Source organism: Draconibacterium sp. IB214405 (assembly GCF_033963885.1).
In the GTDB taxonomy this organism is placed as follows: domain Bacteria; phylum Bacteroidota; class Bacteroidia; order Bacteroidales; family Prolixibacteraceae; genus Draconibacterium.
Genome location: NZ_JAXBMA010000004.1, coordinates 876,404 through 889,287 on the forward strand (window position 1 = coordinate 876,404; position 12,884 = coordinate 889,287).

The following is a 12,884-nucleotide window of genomic DNA, read 5'->3' on the forward strand; positions in this document are numbered from 1 at the left end:
CCTCGTGGCTCGTAGCTGTTCTCAACTTTCTCCTTTTGCTTTTACACTTTCTCCTTTTGCCTTGTAATTTTTTTACTTTTGCCTTGTCACTTTATACTTTTTACTTGAATTATGAATCAGCCACTCGCAGAACGCTTACGACCTAAAACTTTAGACGATTACATCGGACAGGAACATCTCGTTGGTAAAGGTGCTGTTTTGCGCAAACTGATCGATTCAGGAAAAATAACATCACTCATTTTGTGGGGACCTCCGGGAGTTGGGAAAACGACATTGGCCCGTATTATTGCCAACACGCTTGACCGGCCATTTTACACACTCAGTGCTATTAACTCGGGAGTAAAAGATATTCGCGATGTGATTGACAGAGCTAAAAAGCAACAGTTTTTTAGTCGCCCAAATCCGATATTATTTATCGATGAGATACATCGTTTTAGTAAATCGCAACAAGATTCGCTACTGGGAGCTGTTGAAGATGGTACTATTACATTGATTGGTGCTACAACCGAGAATCCGTCGTTTGAAGTGATCTCTCCCCTGCTTTCGCGTTGCCAGGTGTATATTTTGGAACATCTTGATAAAGCTGCTTTGCTTAAGATTATTAAGCAAGCCACAAAAAAAGATACCGTTCTTAAGGAGAAAAAGATAACACTGCGCGAAGATTCGGCGATACTTCGTTACTCGGGTGGCGATGCCCGAAAACTACTGAATGTACTGGAACTGGTTACGCTTGGCGAAGAAGGCGACAACATTGTTATTACCGATAAAAAGGTAACCGATAAGCTGCAGAAAAACCTTTCGATATACGACAAGAAAGGCGAAATGCATTACGATATTATTTCGGCATTTATAAAAAGTATTCGTGGTGGCGATCCGGATGCAGCGGTGTACTGGCTGGCGCGAATGCTTGAAGGTGGCGAAGACGTAAAGTTTATTGCCCGCCGTTTGCTGATACTGGCTGCCGAAGATGTTGGTTTGGCAAACCCGAACGCTTTGCTGATGGCACAAAACACTTTTGATGCCGTACATAAAATTGGGATGCCTGAAGCACGAATTATTTTATCGGAATGTACCATTTACCTGGCTACTTCGCCAAAAAGTAATTCGGCCTACGAAGCCATCGACAATGCCATTGCACTGGTAAAACAAACGGGTGATCTACCTGTACCACTACACATACGAAATGCCCCAACCAAGCTGATGAAAGAAATCGGTTACGGCAAAGACTACAAATACGCGCATGCCTACGACGGTAATTTTGTGGAGCAGGATTTCCTACCGAAAGAGATTAAAAACAATCGTATTTACCAGCCGCAAAATAACGCTGCTGAGTTGAAGATATTGGAGCGGTTGAAGAAGTGGTGGGGAAAACGGTTTTAAGAGCTTAAAAGCCCGCAAAAACAATTAAAACATTCATGAGTTTATATCTACGAACGTATACAAATGAAAAAGCCGATCCGTCAGTTGACGGATCGGCTTTTCAATATGGTAAAGAAAATTTTTAGTCTTCTTTTTTAGCTTCATCAGCTGACTCGTCAGCTTTAGGCTCTTCAGTTGTTTCTTCAGCTTTTGCTTCAGTAGCCGGAGCTTCTTCAACTTTAACTTCTTCAACAACTTCAGCTTCTGCAACTGGTGCAGTAGCGTCAGCTTTTTTAGCACCACCACGACGTGAACGACGTTTTTTAGGTGCAGCAGCTTCTTCTTTTGCAGCCAACATAGCTTCGTTGAAGTCAACCAATTCGATGATACACATATCAGCGTTGTCACCTAAACGGTTACCGGTTTTAAGAATACGTGTGTATCCTCCCGGACGATCAGCAACTTTTACAGCTACTTCACGGAACAATTCTGATACAGCTTCTTTGTCTTGCAGGTAGCTAAAAACAACCCTGCGAGAATGTGTTGTATCTTCTTTCGCCTTAGTAATAAGTGGCTCAACATACATACGCAAAGCTTTCGCTTTAGCAACAGTAGTCGAAATTCTCTTATGCGCGATAAGCGAACTAGCCATGTTTGCCAACATCGCTTTACGATGTGGGGCTTTACGGCCTAAATGATTAAATTTCTTATTATGTCTCATTGCCTTTTACTCCTTATCAAGTTTATACTTGGAAATATCCATTCCAAAATTCAGTCCCATGTTATCTAAAAGGTCATCCAATTCGGTTAACGATTTTTTACCAAAGTTTCTGAATTTCAGCAGGTCGTTTCTGTTGTAGGTAACCAGGTCTCCTAATGTATCTACATCCGCAGCTTTCAAACAATTCAAAGCACGAACTGAAAGATCCATATCTACGAGTTTAGTTTTCAACAACTGACGCATGTGCAGTACTTCTTCATCAAACTCTTCGTTTGCAAATTTCTCATCAGTATCAAGAGTGATCTTTTCGTCTGAGAACAGCATGAAGTGATAAATAAGAATTTTAGCTGCTTCTTTTAAAGCGTCTTTCGGATGGATAGAACCATCGGTAGCAATGTCCAGAACTAATTTTTCGTAGTCGGTTTTTTGCTCAACACGATAGTTTTCAACGGCGAATTTCACCTTTTTAATTGGTGTGTAGATCGAGTCGATCGGAATTACACCAAATTCTTCTTCAACCGGTTTGTTTTCAACAGCAGGAACGTAACCACGTCCTTTGCTGATGTTCAACTCCATTTGAATTTTCACATCCGGTTCCATTCTACAAATTACCAACTCAGGGTTCAATACTCTGAAACCGGTCATAAATTTGTTAATGTCACCAGCAGTTAATTCTTCCTGTCCGGTAATTGAAATAGATACTTTTTCGCTGTCAAAATCTTCCACCTCGTTTTTAAAACGAACTTGCTTCAGATTAAGGATAATATCAGTTACATCTTCAATAACTCCTTTAATCGTAGAAAACTCATGGTCAACACCTTCAATTTTAACAGTTGTAATTGCATAGCCTTCCAACGACGATAACAGAATACGACGAAGTGCATTACCTATTGTAATACCGTATCCCGGTTCCAGGGGACGAAACTCGAATTGTCCGAACTTGTCATCGGATTCTAACATTATTACCTTGTCAGGCTTTTGGAATGCTAATATTGCCATAATATTCTAAGTAATTTTATTATTTTGAATACAACTCTACGATTAGTTGCTCTTTGATGTTTTCAGGAATTTCTTCACGTTCCGGACGGTTCAGAAATTTTCCGGCCATTTGTTCGCCATCCCATTCTAACCATTCGTACTGTGAGCTTCTGCGTGATTGCAATGAGCCAGTAATTTCTTCCAAAGATTTTGATTTCTCGCGAACGCCGATAACGTCGCCAGATTTAACCGTGTACGATGGAATATTTACTAATTTTCCGTTAACAGTAATATGTTTGTGTGATACAAACTGACGTGCCGCAGCACGTGTTTTAGCAATACCTAAGCGGAATACTACGTTGTCGAGACGAGACTCTAACAACTGAAGAAGAACCTCACCGGTAACACCTTTCGCAGCTTGCGCTTTTTTGAAAAGTGTACGGAATTGTCTTTCCAATACTCCGTAAGTATATTTTGCTTTTTGTTTCTCTTTTAACTGCTGCCCGTATTCCGATACTTTTCTTCTTTTCGAAGCTAAACCGTGCATCCCCGGAGGGTAGTTTTTGTGTTCGAAAACTTTATCCGGTCCGAAGATAGGTTCTCCGAATTTACGAGCGATTTTAGATTTTGGTCCTCTATATCTTGCCATTTCCTTTTCGTTTTAAAATTAAACTCTACGTCTTTTAGGAGGCCTGCAACCGTTGTGCGGAAGCGGTGTTACATCAATAATTTCAGTAACCTGGATACCGATAGTAGCCAAAGCTCTGATTGCTGATTCACGACCGTTACCAGGTCCTTTAACATATACCTTAACTTTACGTAGTCCAAGGTCATAAGCAGTTTTAGCACACTCTTCTGAAGCTACCTGAGCTGCATAAGGAGTATTCTTTTTCGAACCACGGAATCCTTTTTTTCCAGCTGACGACCAAGAGATAACCTCTCCGTTCATGTTTGTCAGCGTTACGATAATATTGTTGAAAGATGAGTGGATATGGGCCATACCATTGGCTTCAACAACCACTGTTCTCTTTCTACTTGATCCTGTCTTTTTTGCCATAACTCAAATTCCTTATTTAGTGGCCATTTTTTTATTCGCAACAGTTTTACGTTTACCTTTACGGGTACGTGCGTTGTTTTTAGTGCTCTGTCCGCGAACCGGTAAACCGATACGGTGACGGATACCACGGTAACAACCAATATCCATTAAACGCTTAATGTTCATCTGAATTTCAGAACGCAATTCGCCTTCTACTTTGAAGTTATCACCGATAACTCCACGAATAGCTGCCAACTGGTCGTCATTCCAATCCTGAACTTTGATGTCTTTGTCTACACCAGCTTCTTCAAGGATTGTGATAGCTCTGCTACGGCCAATACCATAAATATAGGTAAGTGCAATCTCACCTCTTTTATTACTTGGAATATCAACACCTGTAATACGTGCCATAAAATTCTTTTTTTAAAGATTAATTACCCTTGACGTTGTTTAAACTTAGGGTTCTTTTTATTAATCACATACAAACGTCCTTTCCTGCGAATAATTTTGCAGTCTTCGCTACGTTTTTTAACTGAAACACGAGTTTTCATCTTAATTATTTTTTTAATTTTTTGTATCGATGTCCGGCCTTAACCGGGACTCGTTTCATATACAATCTTTAGTTTTTGTACCTAAACGTAATTCTACCTTTAGTTAAATCGTAAGGAGACATTTCGACTTTAACCTTATCCCCTGGCAAAATTTTAATATAATGCATTCTCATTTTTCCTGAAATATGCCCAGTAATAACGTGACCGTTTTCCAGTTCAACCCTAAACATAGCGTTTGATAATGCTTCTATAATTGTTCCATCTTGTTCTATGGATGGTTGTTTTGCCATAAAATTCTCTTTTAAATTTTTTTGAATAAGTTTTTACTAATAATCTCTTTTACAATTTTGTCTTACATTCCTCCGATACCCGGACGTCCTTTAATTCGGCCTGATTGCATCAAACCGTCATAATGGCGCATCAACAGGTGACTTTCGATCTGCTGTAAGGTATCTAACACTACACCAACAAGAATAAGCAACGATGTACCACCGAAAAACAGGGCAAACGATTGGCTAACTCCCATCATCATAGCAAACGCCGGCATAATTGTTACCAGACCTAAGAAAATAGAACCCGGTAATGTTATACGCGACATAACGGTATCAAGAAATTCAACGGTTTTCTTTCCTGGTTTTACACCCGGAATAAAACCACCGTTTTTCTTCATATCCTCTGCCATTTGCGTTGGGTTAATAGTAATAGCGGTGTAAAAATACGTAAAAGCTACCACTAATAAAAATTGTGTTAAATTGTACCATACTCCGGTGATGTTAGATAAAGCAGCCGCAACACCACGCAGATTTTCAGAATTAGCAACACCAACAATTGTAATAGGCACCATCATAATCGCTTGTGCAAAAATGATAGGCATTACACCTGCAGCGTTAACTTTTAGAGGGATGTACTGACGCACTCCGCCATATTGTTTGTTACCCACAATTCGTTTCGCATACTGTACCGGAATCCTACGGGTTCCCTGTACCAAGGCAATTGATGCCATGAATACGATGAACAGAATAACAAATTCAACAAGGAACATTACTAAACCTCCACCCTGTTGGTTGATACGAGAACCAAATTCCTGTACCACCGCCATAGGTAAACGAGCAATAATACCAATCATAATGATTAACGAGATACCATTACCAATTCCTTTATCGGTAATACGCTCTCCCAACCATAATACAAACATTGAACCAGCAGTTAAAATCACAATTGATGGAGCATTAAACCATATTCCACTCATTGCAAAAGCCGAATCCGGCAACTGGTAATGAAGATTGGTTAGATATGCCGAAGCTTGTGGAATCAGAATCAACACAGTTAAATAACGTGTGATCTGGTTAATTTTCCTTCTTCCTGACTCTCCCTCCTTCTGCAACCTCTGGAAATAGGGAACTGCGATACCCATTAACTGGATAACAATTGAGGCAGAAATGTACGGCATAATTCCTAAAGCAAAGACCGAAGCCTGTGCAAACGCACCACCCGAAAACATGTTAATCAATCCCAACAATCCATCAGAAGTCTGATTTTGCAGGTTTTGTAACTGTGCCGGATCAATTCCCGGAAGCGAAACAAATGATCCTAACCTGTATATTAACAGGAAAAATAATGTTGTTCCAATTCTGAATCTTAGATCTTCAATCTTATAAATATTCTTTAGGGTCTCTATAAATCGTTTCATTACGGTTTAAGCTATTTCGGTTGTTCCTTCTAATTTTTCTATTGCTTCTTTCGCGCTTTTTGAAAATGCATCGGCTTTAACTTCTAATTTTTTAGTTAAAGTTCCTCCGCCAAGAATTTTAATCTTATCATTTTTCGACGCGATACCTGCGTTAACTAAGGATGTTTTGTCAATAACAGTCAGGTTATTCTTTGTTGCAATGTTCTCTAATACATCAAGGTTGATTGCTTTGTATTCAACACGGTTGATGTTTTTAAAACCCATTTTAGGAACAACACGTTGCAAAGGCATCTGACCACCTTCGAAACCGATCTTCCTTGAATAACCTGAACGTGACTTCTGACCTTTATGTCCACGAGTTGATGTGCCGCCACGGCCTGAGCCCTGACCACGACCAATTCGTTTTGATGTTTTAGTCGATCCTTCTGCAGGTTGTAAGTTATTTAAATTCATCTTATTAAATAATTTTATATTCAATTGAATAAGATGGAACGGGTCTCGAGTGCTCAAGACCCGTTTCATAATTTCAATAGTTTGAACTATTAATTAACTTCTTCAATATTAAGTAAGTGTCTCAATTTGTTAGCCATACCAACAATTTGAGGAGTAGCTTCGTGTACAACAGTCTGGTTCAATTTTTTCAAACCTAACGCTTCAAGCGTAGCTTTTTGGCGTTTTGTTGAACCGATTCCACTTTTTACTTGTGTAATTTTTAATTTCGCCATAACTGTTATCCTTTAAAAACTTTTTCCATTGAAACACCTCTGTGTGCAGCTACTGTATATGCATCTCTTAACTCGGTTAAAGCTCCCATTGTTGCTTTTACCAGGTTGTGAGGATTGGATGAGCCTTTCGACTTCGCCAATACGTCGTGAATACCAGCACTTTCAAGAACAGCACGCATCGCACCACCAGCCTTAAGACCGGTACCTGATGAAGCAGGTTTAAGCAGGATGTTTGCTCCGCCGAATTTAGCGGTTTGTTCGTGTGGTATTGTTCCGTTGATTACAGGAACTTTTACCAGGTTCTTTTTAGCTGCGTCAACACCTTTAGCAATTGCAGTAGTTACTTCGCTTGCTTTTCCAAGGCCCCAACCTACGATTCCTTTTTCGTCGCCAACCACAACAATAGCAGAGAAACTGAATGTACGTCCACCTTTTGTTACTTTGGTTACACGGTTAATGGCTACCAACCTGTCTTTTAATTCCAGGTCGCTTGTTTTTACTTTGTTACTTACTTTCGCCATAATGTATTAGAATTTAAGGCCACCTTCACGGGCAGCGTCAGCTAATTGTTTTACTCTTCCGTGGTATAAGCTACCACCTCTGTCGAATACAACTTCAGTAATACCGGCTGCCAATGCTTTTTCGGCAACTGCTTTACCAACCATTGCAGCTTTTTCAGTTTTTGTTCCGCTGGCATCAGCGATTCCTTTATCTGATGATGAAACTGCTAATAAAGTTGTTCCTTGTACATCGTCGATAACCTGAACGTAGATTTGTTTGTTACTTCTGTAAACGCTTAATCTAGGACGTTCTGCTGTGCCGGAAACAACTGTGCGTATGCGACTTTTAATTCTTGCTCGCCTTTGAACTTTTGTTAATGCCATAATAATTAATCTTTTTAAAAAATTATTTACCGGCGGCTTTACCAGCTTTACGCCTCAATTCCTCGCCAACAAACTTAATACCTTTTCCTTTGTAAGGTTCAGGTTTACGGAACGATCTGATTTTTGCAGCAACCTGACCAATCAGTTGTTTGTCGTGACTTTTTAAAGTTACGATTGGGTTACTACGTTTATCAGAAAGTGCTTCAACTTTAACTTCTGATGGAAGTTGCAGGTAAGTGTGGTGAGCAAAACCTAAAACAAGGTCAAGTACGTTATCTGGCAAAACCTCTGCACGATAACCTACACCAACTAATTCCAATTTAATTTCGTATCCTTTCGATACGCCTTCCACCATGTTATTGATCAAAGATCGGTACAGTCCGTGCATTGACTTTTCGCGTTTTGATTCTCCGTTTCTTTTTACTTCGATGTTTGCATCTTCGATGGCAACTTCGATTGACGGATCAATTTGCTGAGTCAATTCACCCAGAGGTCCTTTTACGCTAACAACATTGTCGTTAACATTAACATCTACTCCGGCTGGGATTGAAATGGGTAATTTTCCTATTCTTGACATGACTGTTCCTCCCTATTAATACACGTAACATAAAACTTCTCCACCTACGTTAAGCTCGCGAGCTTCTTTATCGGTAATAACACCTTTTGAGGTAGAGATTATTGCTATGCCTAAACCATTTAGTACGCGTGGAATACTTGTGGTATCACAGTACTGACGCAAACCTGGTTTACTAATGCGTTCTAACGCTTTTATTGCAGATACTTTTGTTTCTGGATTGTATTTCAATGCAATTTTAATGTTACCCTGAACGCCAACACCTTCTTCAAATTTGTAGTTTAAGATGTAACCTTTTTCTTTCAAAAGTTTAGTCATCTCTTTTTTTACGTTTGAAGCAGGAATGTCAACTACACGGTGTTTCGCCATAATTGCATTTCTTACCCTTGTCAGATAATCTGCTATTGGATCTGTTACTTTACTCATTTTTCAAGTTCTTTTAACGATTACCAACTTGCCTTTTTAACTCCGGGAATTAAGCCGTTTGAAGCCATTTCCCTAAAATCAATCCTGCTGATACCGAATTGGCGCATATACCCTTTCGGACGGCCACTAAGTTTACAACGATTGTGCAAACGTACTTTCGACGAGTTTTTAGGAAGTTTTTGCAAACCTTCCCAATCGCCGTCGGCTTTCAGCTGGGCACGTTTCTCGGCGTATTTCTCAACTAATTTTGCACGTTTTACTTCGCGTGCCTTCATTGATTCTTTAGCCATTACTAGTTCTTTTTAACGTTTTTAAATGGTAAACCTAATTCTTTCAACAAAGCAAATCCTTCTTCATCGGATTGCGCAGAAGTGACAAAGGTAATATTCATTCCGTTGATCTTACTTACTTTATCAAGTACGATCTCCGGGAAAATAATTTGTTCCGGAACGCCAAGTGTGTAGTTTCCACGGCCGTCCATTTTGCTTTCGATACCTTTAAAGTCGCGAATACGTGGCAGTGCCACAGCAATTAAACGATCTAGGAATTCATACATTTGGTCGCGACGCAATGTTACACGCACGCCAATTGGCATTTTCTTTCTCAATTTGAAATTAGAGATATCCTTTTTTGACAAAGTTTGTACGGCTTTCTGGCCGGCGATCATTGTCATTTCGGTTTGAGCTACGTCGATCAGTTTTTTGTCGGCGATTGCTGCTCCAACACCCTGGTTAAGGATGATCTTTTCTAATTTCGGAACCTGCATTACAGAAGAGTAATCGAACTCTTTCTTTAGTGCAGGGATTATTTCTTCCTGATATTTCTTTTTAAGAGTTGGTACGTAAGCCATTACTTAATCTCCTCTCCTGATTTTTTCGAAATACGAACTAATTTACCATCGTCATTCAATTTCCTTCCTACACGTGTAGCTTCACCTGTTTTAGGATCAACCAACATTAGGTTAGAAATATGCACCGGTGCTTCCTGTTCGATGATACCTCCCTGTGGCGCTGTTGCGTTAGGTTTGGTATGCTTTTTCATCATGTTAACACCTTCAACTATTGCTCTGTCGGTTTTACGGATCACTTCCAGTACACGACCTTTTTGGCCTTTACTGTTTCCAGCGATCACAACCACAGTGTCACCTTTTTTTATGTGTAACTTTTTCTGCATTTTGAGCTCTTTTCTTATTACAATACTTCTGGTGCGAGTGAAATGATTTTCATATTCTTCTCGCGTAATTCACGTGCTACCGGCCCGAAAATACGTGTTCCACGCATTTCGCCTGCGTTGTTAAGAAGTACTACTGCGTTATCGTCGAAACGAATGTAAGAACCGTCTTGACGACGATTTTCTTTTTTCGTACGAACAACGATTGCGCGTGATACAGTACCTTTTTTCATCTCGCCTCCGGCAAGTGCACTTTTTACAGTAACCACTACAGTGTCGCCCAATGAAGCGTAACGTTTACGTGTTCCGCCTAATACACGGATCACTAAAACTTCTTTTGCTCCACTGTTATCGGCTACCGAACATCTTGATTCTTGTTGTATCATGATTACTTAGCTCTTTCAATTATTTCAACTACTCTCCAACATTTGGTTTTACTTAAAGGACGAGTTTCCATAATCCTTACTGTATCGCCAACGTTGCATTCATTTTTCTCATCGTGCGCATGGAATTTGGTAGTCTTGTTAACGAACTTACCATAAATCGGGTGTTTTTCTTTGCGTTTTTCAGCAACAACAATCGATTTATCCATTTTATCACTTACAACGACACCGATTCTCTCTTTCCTGAGATTTCTTACTTTATTTTCCATCGTTGAATTACTTCTGATTTTCGTTTAATTCTCTTTCGCGAAGAATTGTATTCAAACGTGCGATCGTTGCTTTAGCTTCCTTTAATTTGTTAGGATTTTCAAGCGGCGATACTGCATGATTCAATCTTAGGCGAACAAGATTTTCTTTTTCAATCTGTAGACGTTCAACGATTTCGTTGTTCGTCATTTCTTTGATTTCACTTACTTTCATGATTCACCTAATTTTATTCTTCAACATAATCACGTCTAACCATAAACTTTGTTTTTACCGGTAGTTTCTGAGCGGCAAGTCTTAAAGCTTCTTTTGCAATTTCCATAGAAACGCCTTCTGCTTCAATAATTACACGACCCGGAGCTATCGGAGCAACAAATCCTTCAGGAGCACCTTTACCTTTACCCATCCTTACTTCGGCTGGCTTTTTGGTAATTGGTTTATCGGGAAATACACGAATCCAAATTTGACCTCGACGTTGCATATAACGTGTTACCGCAACCCTGGCAGCTTCAATCTGCCTACCGGTAAGCCACGATTCTTCCAACGACTTTATTCCAAATGAACCGAACGCTAACTGGTTTCCGCGTTGAGCGTTTCCTTTGATTCGGCCCTTCTGTACTCTTCTAAATTTTACTTTTCTTGGCTGTAACATCCTTTTTTAAATTGTGAGTGTTAAACCACTATTTTCTACGACGGTTACGATTTCCGCCACCACCTCTGTTTCCACCCGGACGTCCGGACTTTTGTCCTAAGTTCGGTGAAAGGTCGCGTTTTCCGTAAACCATACCCTTACAAATCCAAACTTTTACGCCAACCAAACCGGTTTTTGTTAAAGCTTCTGCCAATGCGTAGTCAATATCTGCACGCAAAGTATGTAGCGGTGTACGGCCGTCTTTATACATTTCAGAACGAGCCATTTCTGCTCCGTTTAACCTACCAGAAACCAATACTTTGATTCCTTCGGCACCCATTCTCATGGTTGAAGCGATGGCCATTTTCACTGCCCTGCGGTAAGCAATCTTACCCTCGATCTGACGTGCAATGTTATTTGCAACGATCTTAGCATCAAGTTCAGGACGTTTGATCTCGAAAATGTTGATTTGAACCTCTTTTTTGGTAATCTTTTTTAATTCTTCTTTCAGTTTGTCAACTTCTTGACCGCCTTTACCAATAATAATACCTGGGCGAGAAGTATGAACGGTAATGGTGATCAGCTTCAAGGTACGTTCAATAACGATTCTTGAGATACTGGCTTTGGCCAAACGAGCGTTCAGGTATTTCCTGATCTTTTGGTCTTCAACCAGCTTATCGCCGTAGTTATCACCACCGAACCAATTTGAATCCCATCCTTTGATGAAACCCAAACGATTTGCTATCGGATTTACTTTTTGTCCCATGTACTATTAATTAAGGTTTTCTTCAACAACACTTTCTTTACTATCTACGTATATAGTCACGTGATTTGAGCGTTTTCTGATGCGGTGTGCACGACCCTGGGGAGCCGGGCGCAAACGTTTCAAAATACGACCTGAATCTACCATGATTTGTGATACGTAAAGCTCACTTTCTTCTAAACGAACTCCTTCGTTTTTAGCCTGCCAATTGGCAATGGCTGAAAGCAGAAGTTTCTCTACCCTGCGTGATGCTTCTTTTGAAGAATACTTCAATACATCTAAGGCTTTATTAACCTCCATTCCGCGGATCATATCGGCTACTAACCTCATTTTCCTTGGCGATGTAGGGCAGTTGCGTAAAACAGCAAAATATTGTTGTTTTTTCTCTTCTTTTCTTTTCTCAGCTGCTAGTCTTTTTCTGGCACCCATTGTACTTACTTTTTAAATATTAATGCCTATCTTTTCTTATTACCAGCATGCCCCCTGAATGTACGGGTTGGAGCAAATTCGCCCAAACGGTGTCCCACCATGTTTTCGGTGACATATACCGGGATGAATTTGTTTCCATTATGTACTGCAATAGTGTGTCCTACAAAATCAGGAGAAATTACTGATGCTCTGGCCCAGGTTTTTACAACCGATTTTTTGTTCGATTCATTCATAGCTAAAACTTTACGCTCTAACTTGAAATCGATAAATGGACCTTTTTTTAATGAACGACTCATAATT

At 39.9% G+C, this 12,884-nt stretch carries 25 protein-coding genes; 1 reads left to right on the forward strand and 24 read right to left on the reverse strand.

Annotated features, from left to right (window positions below):
- Window positions 1–111: 111 nt before the first annotated feature.
- On the forward strand, window positions 112–1,380 hold the full coding sequence (locus SLH46_RS16145; protein WP_320282244.1) for a replication-associated recombination protein A: 1,269 nt from the start codon (window positions 112–114) through the stop codon (window positions 1,378–1,380).
- Window positions 1,381–1,501: 121 nt separating this feature from the next.
- On the opposite strand, the gene rplQ is transcribed toward SLH46_RS16145, so the two are convergent.
- The 24 genes from rplQ to rpsS all read right to left on the reverse strand — a co-directional run bounded on the left by rplQ (window position 1,502) and on the right by rpsS (window position 12,880).
- Window positions 1,502–2,080: a 50S ribosomal protein L17 gene (rplQ, locus tag SLH46_RS21730; protein WP_442873564.1), complete on the reverse strand. Its 579-nt coding sequence runs from the start codon at window positions 2,078–2,080 to the stop codon at window positions 1,502–1,504.
- Between the two features lie 6 nt (window positions 2,081–2,086).
- Window positions 2,087–3,079 (reverse strand): DNA-directed RNA polymerase subunit alpha, encoded by a 993-nt coding sequence (locus tag SLH46_RS16155; RefSeq protein ID WP_320282245.1) that lies wholly within the window; start codon window positions 3,077–3,079, stop codon window positions 2,087–2,089.
- Window positions 3,080–3,098: 19 nt separating this feature from the next.
- Window positions 3,099–3,707, reverse strand: coding sequence for a 30S ribosomal protein S4 (gene rpsD, locus SLH46_RS16160; protein ID WP_320282246.1), 609 nt, complete (start codon window positions 3,705–3,707; stop codon window positions 3,099–3,101).
- An 18-nt stretch (window positions 3,708–3,725) separates the two neighbouring features.
- Entirely contained in the window at window positions 3,726–4,115 is a 390-nt protein-coding gene (gene rpsK / locus SLH46_RS16165) for a 30S ribosomal protein S11 (RefSeq protein WP_045032531.1), read from the reverse strand.
- Window positions 4,116–4,127: 12 nt separating this feature from the next.
- Entirely contained in the window at window positions 4,128–4,505 is a 378-nt protein-coding gene (gene rpsM, locus SLH46_RS16170; protein WP_320282247.1) for a 30S ribosomal protein S13, read from the reverse strand.
- 23 nt (window positions 4,506–4,528) lie between these two features.
- Window positions 4,529–4,645 (reverse strand): 50S ribosomal protein L36, encoded by a 117-nt coding sequence (gene rpmJ / locus SLH46_RS16175; protein ID WP_074780216.1) that lies wholly within the window; start codon window positions 4,643–4,645, stop codon window positions 4,529–4,531.
- A gap of 68 nt (window positions 4,646–4,713) precedes the next feature.
- Window positions 4,714–4,935, reverse strand: coding sequence for a translation initiation factor IF-1 (gene infA / locus SLH46_RS16180; protein WP_038559066.1), 222 nt, complete (start codon window positions 4,933–4,935; stop codon window positions 4,714–4,716).
- Window positions 4,936–4,997: 62 nt separating this feature from the next.
- Window positions 4,998–6,335, reverse strand: coding sequence for a preprotein translocase subunit SecY (gene secY / locus SLH46_RS16185; protein WP_320282248.1), 1,338 nt, complete (start codon window positions 6,333–6,335; stop codon window positions 4,998–5,000).
- 6 nt (window positions 6,336–6,341) lie between these two features.
- Window positions 6,342–6,788, reverse strand: coding sequence for a 50S ribosomal protein L15 (rplO, locus tag SLH46_RS16190; RefSeq protein WP_320282249.1), 447 nt, complete (start codon window positions 6,786–6,788; stop codon window positions 6,342–6,344).
- An 89-nt stretch (window positions 6,789–6,877) separates the two neighbouring features.
- Window positions 6,878–7,060 (reverse strand): 50S ribosomal protein L30, encoded by a 183-nt coding sequence (gene rpmD / locus SLH46_RS16195; protein ID WP_320282250.1) that lies wholly within the window; start codon window positions 7,058–7,060, stop codon window positions 6,878–6,880.
- Between the two features lie 5 nt (window positions 7,061–7,065).
- Window positions 7,066–7,581 (reverse strand): 30S ribosomal protein S5, encoded by a 516-nt coding sequence (rpsE, locus tag SLH46_RS16200; RefSeq protein ID WP_320282251.1) that lies wholly within the window; start codon window positions 7,579–7,581, stop codon window positions 7,066–7,068.
- Between the two features lie 6 nt (window positions 7,582–7,587).
- Window positions 7,588–7,944, reverse strand: a complete 357-nt coding sequence (gene rplR, locus SLH46_RS16205) for a 50S ribosomal protein L18 (RefSeq protein WP_320282252.1) — start codon at window positions 7,942–7,944, stop codon at window positions 7,588–7,590.
- A gap of 22 nt (window positions 7,945–7,966) precedes the next feature.
- On the reverse strand, window positions 7,967–8,521 hold the full coding sequence (gene rplF / locus SLH46_RS16210) for a 50S ribosomal protein L6 (RefSeq protein WP_320282253.1): 555 nt from the start codon (window positions 8,519–8,521) through the stop codon (window positions 7,967–7,969).
- Between the two features lie 15 nt (window positions 8,522–8,536).
- Window positions 8,537–8,944 (reverse strand): 30S ribosomal protein S8, encoded by a 408-nt coding sequence (gene rpsH, locus SLH46_RS16215; RefSeq protein ID WP_320282254.1) that lies wholly within the window; start codon window positions 8,942–8,944, stop codon window positions 8,537–8,539.
- Window positions 8,945–8,964: 20 nt separating this feature from the next.
- Window positions 8,965–9,234 (reverse strand): 30S ribosomal protein S14, encoded by a 270-nt coding sequence (gene rpsN / locus SLH46_RS16220; RefSeq protein WP_320282255.1) that lies wholly within the window; start codon window positions 9,232–9,234, stop codon window positions 8,965–8,967.
- Window positions 9,235–9,236: 2 nt separating this feature from the next.
- Window positions 9,237–9,794, reverse strand: a complete 558-nt coding sequence (gene rplE / locus SLH46_RS16225) for a 50S ribosomal protein L5 (protein ID WP_320282256.1) — start codon at window positions 9,792–9,794, stop codon at window positions 9,237–9,239.
- Window positions 9,794–10,117, reverse strand: coding sequence for a 50S ribosomal protein L24 (gene rplX, locus SLH46_RS16230; RefSeq protein WP_320282257.1), 324 nt, complete (start codon window positions 10,115–10,117; stop codon window positions 9,794–9,796). Before rplX ends, rplE begins: the two co-directional genes overlap by 1 nt.
- A 17-nt stretch (window positions 10,118–10,134) precedes the next feature.
- Complete coding sequence (gene rplN / locus SLH46_RS16235) at window positions 10,135–10,500, reverse strand: 50S ribosomal protein L14 (protein WP_320282258.1); 366 nt, start codon at window positions 10,498–10,500, stop codon at window positions 10,135–10,137.
- A 2-nt stretch (window positions 10,501–10,502) separates the two neighbouring features.
- Window positions 10,503–10,766, reverse strand: a complete 264-nt coding sequence (rpsQ, locus tag SLH46_RS16240) for a 30S ribosomal protein S17 (RefSeq protein ID WP_038559018.1) — start codon at window positions 10,764–10,766, stop codon at window positions 10,503–10,505.
- A 7-nt stretch (window positions 10,767–10,773) separates the two neighbouring features.
- The gene (gene rpmC, locus SLH46_RS16245) at window positions 10,774–10,977 is read right to left on the reverse strand and encodes a 50S ribosomal protein L29 (protein WP_320282259.1); all 204 of its coding nucleotides are present in this window, start codon (window positions 10,975–10,977) and stop codon (window positions 10,774–10,776) included.
- A 13-nt stretch (window positions 10,978–10,990) separates the two neighbouring features.
- On the reverse strand, window positions 10,991–11,413 hold the full coding sequence (gene rplP / locus SLH46_RS16250) for a 50S ribosomal protein L16 (protein ID WP_320282260.1): 423 nt from the start codon (window positions 11,411–11,413) through the stop codon (window positions 10,991–10,993).
- 28 nt (window positions 11,414–11,441) lie between these two features.
- On the reverse strand, window positions 11,442–12,158 hold the full coding sequence (gene rpsC, locus SLH46_RS16255) for a 30S ribosomal protein S3 (protein WP_320282261.1): 717 nt from the start codon (window positions 12,156–12,158) through the stop codon (window positions 11,442–11,444).
- Window positions 12,159–12,164: 6 nt separating this feature from the next.
- A complete protein-coding gene (gene rplV / locus SLH46_RS16260) occupies window positions 12,165–12,584 on the reverse strand; it encodes a 50S ribosomal protein L22 (protein WP_038559005.1) in 420 nt (139 codons plus the stop codon).
- Between the two features lie 26 nt (window positions 12,585–12,610).
- The gene (gene rpsS, locus SLH46_RS16265) at window positions 12,611–12,880 is read right to left on the reverse strand and encodes a 30S ribosomal protein S19 (protein WP_038559002.1); all 270 of its coding nucleotides are present in this window, start codon (window positions 12,878–12,880) and stop codon (window positions 12,611–12,613) included.
- Window positions 12,881–12,884 lie beyond the last annotated feature (4 nt).

Coding starts and splice junctions, on each gene's coding strand:
- rpsQ (WP_038559018.1), bottom strand. CDS start 10,766: ATGGAAAATAAAGTAAGAAATCTCAGGAAAGAGAGAATCGGTGTCGTT.
- rpmD (WP_320282250.1), bottom strand. CDS start 7,060: ATGGCGAAATTAAAAATTACACAAGTAAAAAGTGGAATCGGTTCAACA.
- rpsH (WP_320282254.1), bottom strand. CDS start 8,944: ATGAGTAAAGTAACAGATCCAATAGCAGATTATCTGACAAGGGTAAGA.
- rpsE (WP_320282251.1), bottom strand. CDS start 7,581: ATGGCGAAAGTAAGTAACAAAGTAAAAACAAGCGACCTGGAATTAAAA.
- infA (WP_038559066.1), bottom strand. CDS start 4,935: ATGGCAAAACAACCATCCATAGAACAAGATGGAACAATTATAGAAGCA.
- rplQ (WP_442873564.1), bottom strand. CDS start 2,080: ATGAGACATAATAAGAAATTTAATCATTTAGGCCGTAAAGCCCCACAT.
- rplF (WP_320282253.1), bottom strand. CDS start 8,521: ATGTCAAGAATAGGAAAATTACCCATTTCAATCCCAGCCGGAGTAGAT.
- rpmC (WP_320282259.1), bottom strand. CDS start 10,977: ATGAAAGTAAGTGAAATCAAAGAAATGACGAACAACGAAATCGTTGAA.
- SLH46_RS16155 (WP_320282245.1), bottom strand. CDS start 3,079: ATGGCAATATTAGCATTCCAAAAGCCTGACAAGGTAATAATGTTAGAA.
- rpsM (WP_320282247.1), bottom strand. CDS start 4,505: ATGGCACGTATTACAGGTGTTGATATTCCAAGTAATAAAAGAGGTGAG.
- rpsK (WP_045032531.1), bottom strand. CDS start 4,115: ATGGCAAAAAAGACAGGATCAAGTAGAAAGAGAACAGTGGTTGTTGAA.
- rplX (WP_320282257.1), bottom strand. CDS start 10,117: ATGCAGAAAAAGTTACACATAAAAAAAGGTGACACTGTGGTTGTGATC.
- rplN (WP_320282258.1), bottom strand. CDS start 10,500: ATGATACAACAAGAATCAAGATGTTCGGTAGCCGATAACAGTGGAGCA.
- rpsS (WP_038559002.1), bottom strand. CDS start 12,880: ATGAGTCGTTCATTAAAAAAAGGTCCATTTATCGATTTCAAGTTAGAG.
- rplP (WP_320282260.1), bottom strand. CDS start 11,413: ATGTTACAGCCAAGAAAAGTAAAATTTAGAAGAGTACAGAAGGGCCGA.
- rplR (WP_320282252.1), bottom strand. CDS start 7,944: ATGGCATTAACAAAAGTTCAAAGGCGAGCAAGAATTAAAAGTCGCATA.
- rplV (WP_038559005.1), bottom strand. CDS start 12,584: ATGGGTGCCAGAAAAAGACTAGCAGCTGAGAAAAGAAAAGAAGAGAAA.
- rpsN (WP_320282255.1), bottom strand. CDS start 9,234: ATGGCTAAAGAATCAATGAAGGCACGCGAAGTAAAACGTGCAAAATTA.
- rplE (WP_320282256.1), bottom strand. CDS start 9,794: ATGGCTTACGTACCAACTCTTAAAAAGAAATATCAGGAAGAAATAATC.
- rpsD (WP_320282246.1), bottom strand. CDS start 3,707: ATGGCAAGATATAGAGGACCAAAATCTAAAATCGCTCGTAAATTCGGA.
- rpmJ (WP_074780216.1), bottom strand. CDS start 4,645: ATGAAAACTCGTGTTTCAGTTAAAAAACGTAGCGAAGACTGCAAAATT.
- rpsC (WP_320282261.1), bottom strand. CDS start 12,158: ATGGGACAAAAAGTAAATCCGATAGCAAATCGTTTGGGTTTCATCAAA.
- SLH46_RS16145 (WP_320282244.1), top strand. CDS start 112: ATGAATCAGCCACTCGCAGAACGCTTACGACCTAAAACTTTAGACGAT.
- rplO (WP_320282249.1), bottom strand. CDS start 6,788: ATGAATTTAAATAACTTACAACCTGCAGAAGGATCGACTAAAACATCA.
- secY (WP_320282248.1), bottom strand. CDS start 6,335: ATGAAACGATTTATAGAGACCCTAAAGAATATTTATAAGATTGAAGAT.